Raw genomic sequence first — 5170 nt, forward strand, 5'->3', positions numbered from 1 at the left:
ATCCTGGCGCGGCCGCTGCCAGTTCTTCCACGGCCTGCGCGGCGAAGCGAAACGGGCACGGATTCGCCAGTTGCTCGATCTGGTGCGGCTGCCGGCCAGCGTGGCGCAGCGCACGCCCGGTGGCCTGTCCGGCGGGCAGAAACAGCGCGTAAACCTGGCCCGCGCGCTGGCGGCCGAGCCGGAGCTGATCCTGTGCGACGAGATCACCTCGGCGCTGGATACCGTGGTCGGCGCGGCCATCCTGGACCTGATGGCCGAGCTGCGCAAGGAACTGGGTGTCTCGTACCTCTTCATCAGCCACGACCTGCACACCGTGCGCTCGATCTGCGACGAGATCGTGGTGATGCAGCATGGCCGCAAGCTGACCCAGGTCGCGCACCAGGACTACGACCGCGGTCCGCACCACCCCTACTACGCGCTGCTGGCGCGCTCGGTGCCCGAGCTGCGCCGCGGCTGGATCGATGAAGTCGATCTGCATAGCGACGGCACAGTGCCCGCCGGCGTCACCGCCTGACCCCTTTCCTTAGGAGAATTTGTTCATGCCTTTGTCCCTCCAGAACCAGACCTTGCTTCCCGGCCGCAACTTTATCGGCGGCGAATGGTGCGGCGCGGCCGACGATCGCACACTGTCCGTGGCGGACCCTGCAACGGATGAAGTCTTTGCGGCGGTACCGGATAGCGGTGCGGCGGACGCACGCCGCGCCGTCGATGTCGCTCACGCAGCGTTCCCAAGCTGGCGCAAGACCCCTGCCAAGCACCGCGCGCAGATCATCAAGCGCTGGAACGACCTGATCGTCAGCCACGTGGAAGACCTTGGCCGCCTGATCTCGCGCGAGCAGGGCAAGCCCTTGGCGGAAGGCAAAGGCGAGGTGCTCTATGCCGCGAGCTATGTCGAATGGTTTGCCGAAGAAGCCACGCGCGCCGATGGCGACGTGATCGCCGCGCCAGTGCCCGGCCGACGCATGCTGGCACTGCGCGAGCCGGTCGGCGTCATCGCGGCGATCACGCCATGGAACTTCCCGGCAGCGATGATCGCGCGCAAGATCGCGCCGGCGCTGGCTGCCGGCTGCACGGTGGTGTGCAAGCCTGCCGAGGATACGCCGCTGACCTCGCTGGCGCTGGTCAGGCTCGCCGAACAGGCGGGCGTGCCGCCGGGCGTGCTGAATATCGTCACCGCCTCGCGCGAGCGCGCGGCCGAAGTCGTCGATGTATGGCTGGACGATGCCCGGGTGCGCAAGATCACCTTTACCGGCTCGACGCCGGTGGGCAAACACCTGGCGCGCCGCTCCGCCGATACGCTGAAGAAGCTGTCGCTGGAACTGGGCGGCAATGCCCCGTTTATCGTGTTCGACGATGCAGATCTCGATGCCGCCGTCGAAGGTTTGATGGCCGCCAAGTTCCGCAACGGCGGACAGACTTGCGTGTGCCCTAACCGCATTTACGTTCAGGACAAGGTACACGACGCCTTTGTCGAAAAGCTTGCCGCGCGCGTCGGCGCGCTGGTCGTCGCCCCCGCCACGAACCCGGCCGCGCAGATCGGCCCGATGGTCAACGCGCGCGCGGTCGACAAGATCGAACGCCATGTGAAGGACGCGGTCAGCCGTGGTGCCCGCGTGGTCGTCGGCGGCGAGCGAATCCGCAACGAACAGTGCCCCGGGCCGAACTACTATGCGCCAACGGTGCTGGTCGATGTGGATGCCGCGATGGAGTGCTCCTGCGAGGAGACCTTCGGGCCGGTGGCGCCGGTTACGCGCTTCAGTACCGAGGCCGATGTGGTCGCGGCGGCCAACGCCACGCCGTTCGGGCTGGCAGCGTATTTCTACTCAAATGACGTGCGGCGGATCTGGCGCCTTGCCGATGCGCTTGAGTCGGGCATTGTCGGTATCAACGAGGGCGCGCTGGCAGCGGAAGCGGCCCCCTTCGGCGGCGTGAAGGACTCCGGCTACGGACGCGAGGGGTCGCGCCATGGCCTCGAAGAGTACATGCATATCAAGTACGTCTGCCAGGGGCTGCTGGACTGATAACGCTCCGCTTCCTATCGAGCGGCCGGCGCAAGCCGGCCGTTTTGCATGGCGGGCCTTGCCGGCAAAGCCTGCCATGCATCCCCGTCGAAGGAACTGCTGTTCATCCCGCCACAACAGGATTCGCTGCTGATCGACCCCTCGCATTCGGTCAAAGCGCTATCCGCCTCGTCCCTATACTGGTCCCGCTGATTGCCCGCAAGCGTTGGCGATATGACCCCGGCAGGCTTCGGCCATGCCGCGAACGAACTCCATGACAGCAATGCCCCAACGCCAGCCGAGTGCCCTCGCGGACCCTAATGCAAGCTGACCGGACGCGAACCGCGCCACCTCGCAGAGATCCTTGCCGGCTCCAACCCTTCGCAACCACACCGCGACCCCGACTTCGCGGAAACTGAAAGAGGCGTAACGCAATGACCCAGTCCAACCAGGCCCATATCGCGGCCCGCACCCAACATGTTCCGCATGGCGTCGTCACCGCCCATCCGATCTTTGCCGACAGGGCCGAGGGTTCATTCCTCTGGGATGTGGAGGGACGTCGCTATATCGACTTCGTCGGCGGTATTGGCGTGCAGAATATCGGCCATAACCACCCCAAGGTCGTCGAGGCAGTGCGCAAGCAACTGGGTCGCGTGACGCACGCAGCGTTCCAGGTGGTCGGCTACGACGTCTATGTCGAGCTGGCCGCTCGGTTGAACAAGCTGGTCGGCGGCGCCGAGCATTACAAGACGCTGTTCGCGACAACCGGCGCGGAAGCGGTGGAGAACGCGGTCAAGATCGCGCGCGCCTGTCGCAATGTGCCGGGAATCATCGCGTTCCGCGGCGGCTTCCACGGGCGCACGCTGCTCGGCTCGACGCTGACCGGCATAAGCACGCCGTACAAGCAGAACTTCGGGCCGCTGGCCGGCGACGTCTATCACACGCCCTATCCCGACGAATTCCGTGGCTTCTCGGGCTCGGATGCGATCCGGGCGCTGGAAGATCTCTTTGCCACGCAGATCGCCCCGAACCGGGTCGCGGCCATCATCCTCGAACCTGTGCAAGGCGACGGCGGCTTCCTGCCTGCTGGCAACGAGTTCCTGCAGGCCCTGCGCGCGCTGACCCGCAAGCATGGCATCGTGCTGATCCTGGACGAGATCCAGGCCGGCTTTGGCCGTACCGGCAAGATGTTCGGCTTCCAGCATGCGGGCATCCAGCCCGACCTGGTCACGGTCGCGAAGAGCCTGGCCGGCGGCATGCCGCTGTCCGGCGTGGTCGGGCGTGCCGAGATCATGGACGCGCCGGCACCCGGCGGCCTGGGCGGCACATATGCGGGCAATCCGCTCGCCTGCGCCGCTGCGCTGGCGGTGCTCGACCTGTTCGAGGAAGAACAGTTGCTCGCCAGTGCGCACGCCCTGGCGGAAACCCTGCGCGCAGGGCTCGACCAGCTCGCGCGCGAGTTCCCCGCCATCGGCACCGTGCGTGGCGTTGGCGCGATGCTGGCGCTGGAGTTCGTAAAGGACAGCGACCCGTTCCAGCCCGACGCGGCATTCGCCCAGGCGGTGATCGACCGCTGCCGCGAACGCGGCCTGCTGGTCATCAAGTGCGGCGTGCATCGGAACAATGTGCGGCTGCTGGCGCCGCTCAACACCTCCGCGGAAACGGCGCAGGAAGCCCTGGAGATCCTGCGCGCCGCCATTGCCCAAACCAGCGACGAGGCTCGCTAACACGCAGGGTTCACCGGGTCCGGCCAACGGCACGCGGCCCGATCGCAGTATGATTGGGGCGCCTCCGGATCGGAGACCGCCCCAACGAGTGCTGCCGTGATAGCGAGCGCGACCGTGGCGGCGCCACCGGGAGCCGCCGTTTCGAATCTTCCTGCTGCCCAACGGGGACACCGTCTTCAAGGGCTTCGTCGACCAATGGCTGCACCTGGCCAGGGCAGTCGGTGACTACGAGGTGCATGCGGCCAAGTGGCTCGGCAAATAAACCTGGCCCAACCGCACGGGGCGCAGGCGGAAACCTTGCGAAAAAGGCCCGCCCGCCCCGTCAGGCATCGAGCCACACATGCTCCGCAAACGAATAGCCCATCAGCCCACCCAGCGGGATCGGTGACAAGCCCTTGAGCTTCGATGAATGTCCGTCGATGCTGGCCAGGAACAGCGGGATACCAATGCCGGCGTCCTCGTGGATCATGGTCTGCATGTCGGCATACATCTGGATGCGTTTGGCGGTGTCGGTTTCGGCCCGCGCCGCCAGCAGCAGCTGGTCGAACTTGGGGTTCTTCCAGCGCGATTCGTTCCACGGCGCATCGGACTTGAAGAACTGCGTGAGAATGGTGTCGGCGCTGGGGCGCGGGTTGACATTGCCGAAGCCCACGGGGCTGTTGAGCCAGTGGTTCGACCAGTAGCCATCGGCAGGCATGCGCTTGATGTCGATGTCCAGGCCGACACGCTGCGCGGTCTGCTGCAGCACCGTCGCCATCTCGACCGAATACAGGGCGGCGGGCGAGGTCACCATCGGCACCTTGCCCGTCACGCCCGATTTGCGCAAATGGTACTTAGCCTTGTCAAGGTCGAAGGCCAGCTGCGGCAGGCCCTTGAAAAAGAAGCGGTTGGTGGGGTCGATCGGCTGATCGTTGCCGAGCACCGCATAGTCGAGCGCGATGGCCTTCTTCATCTGCGCGCGGTCTTGCAGGTACTTCATCCCCATCACAAAGTCGGGGTTCATACCTGGACCCGCGTCCTTGCGCATGATCAGGTCTGTGTACTGCCCCGATTGCGTGATGAGGGTGCCGAAGCCCGGCGTACCCTTGACGCGGGCCACGGAGCGCGGGTTGACAGAGCCCACCAGATCCATGCCGCCGGACAGCAGCGCGTTGACGCGCGCGCTCTCATCGCCGATACCGACGAACTCGATCTCGTCGAGGTAGGGCTTTCCCTGTCTCCAGTACGCATCGTTGCGCACCACCACAGTGCGCACGCCCGGCCTGAACTCCTTGATCTTGTAAGGCCCGGTACCRATGCCGGCACTGAAGTCGGTGGTGCCGTCCTTGACGATGAGGAAGTGGAAGGTGCCCAGGATCACCGGCAGGTCGGCATTGGGGCTGGTGAGCACCACCGTGACCTCGTTCGGGCCGGTGGCTTTCACGCTCTCGATCTGCTCGGCCA

General features: G+C 65.8%; 3 protein-coding genes and 1 pseudogene. 3 read left to right on the forward strand and 1 reads right to left on the reverse strand.

The features are described 5' to 3' along the window. From AC1DK4_RS40225 to gabT, 3 genes and pseudogenes are all read left to right on the forward strand, one after another. Positions 1–514 (forward strand): annotated as a pseudogene (locus AC1DK4_RS40225) (ATP-binding cassette domain-containing protein); the annotation flags it as partial. Between the two features lie 25 nt (positions 515–539). Beyond that, positions 540–2021, forward strand: a complete 1482-nt coding sequence (locus AC1DK4_RS40230; protein ID WP_441624405.1) for an NAD-dependent succinate-semialdehyde dehydrogenase — start codon at positions 540–542, stop codon at positions 2019–2021. A gap of 413 nt (positions 2022–2434) precedes the next feature. Then, positions 2435–3727: a 4-aminobutyrate--2-oxoglutarate transaminase gene (gene gabT / locus AC1DK4_RS40235; protein WP_441624407.1), complete on the forward strand. Its 1293-nt coding sequence runs from the start codon at positions 2435–2437 to the stop codon at positions 3725–3727. Positions 3728–4049: 322 nt separating this feature from the next. Here the strand turns inward: gabT and AC1DK4_RS40240 are convergent. Then, on the reverse strand, positions 4050–5170 hold a 1121-nt coding region (locus AC1DK4_RS40240; RefSeq protein WP_477132239.1), incomplete at its 5' end, for an ABC transporter substrate-binding protein.

The organism is Cupriavidus sp. 05N38, assembly GCF_056397345.1.

What these genes read in the sequence shown, in the direction of transcription:
- gabT (WP_441624407.1), top strand. Translation starts at nt 2,435, where the DNA reads ATGACCCAGTCCAACCAGGCCCATATCGCGGCCCGCACCCAACATGTT.
- AC1DK4_RS40230 (WP_441624405.1), top strand. Translation starts at nt 540, where the DNA reads ATGCCTTTGTCCCTCCAGAACCAGACCTTGCTTCCCGGCCGCAACTTT.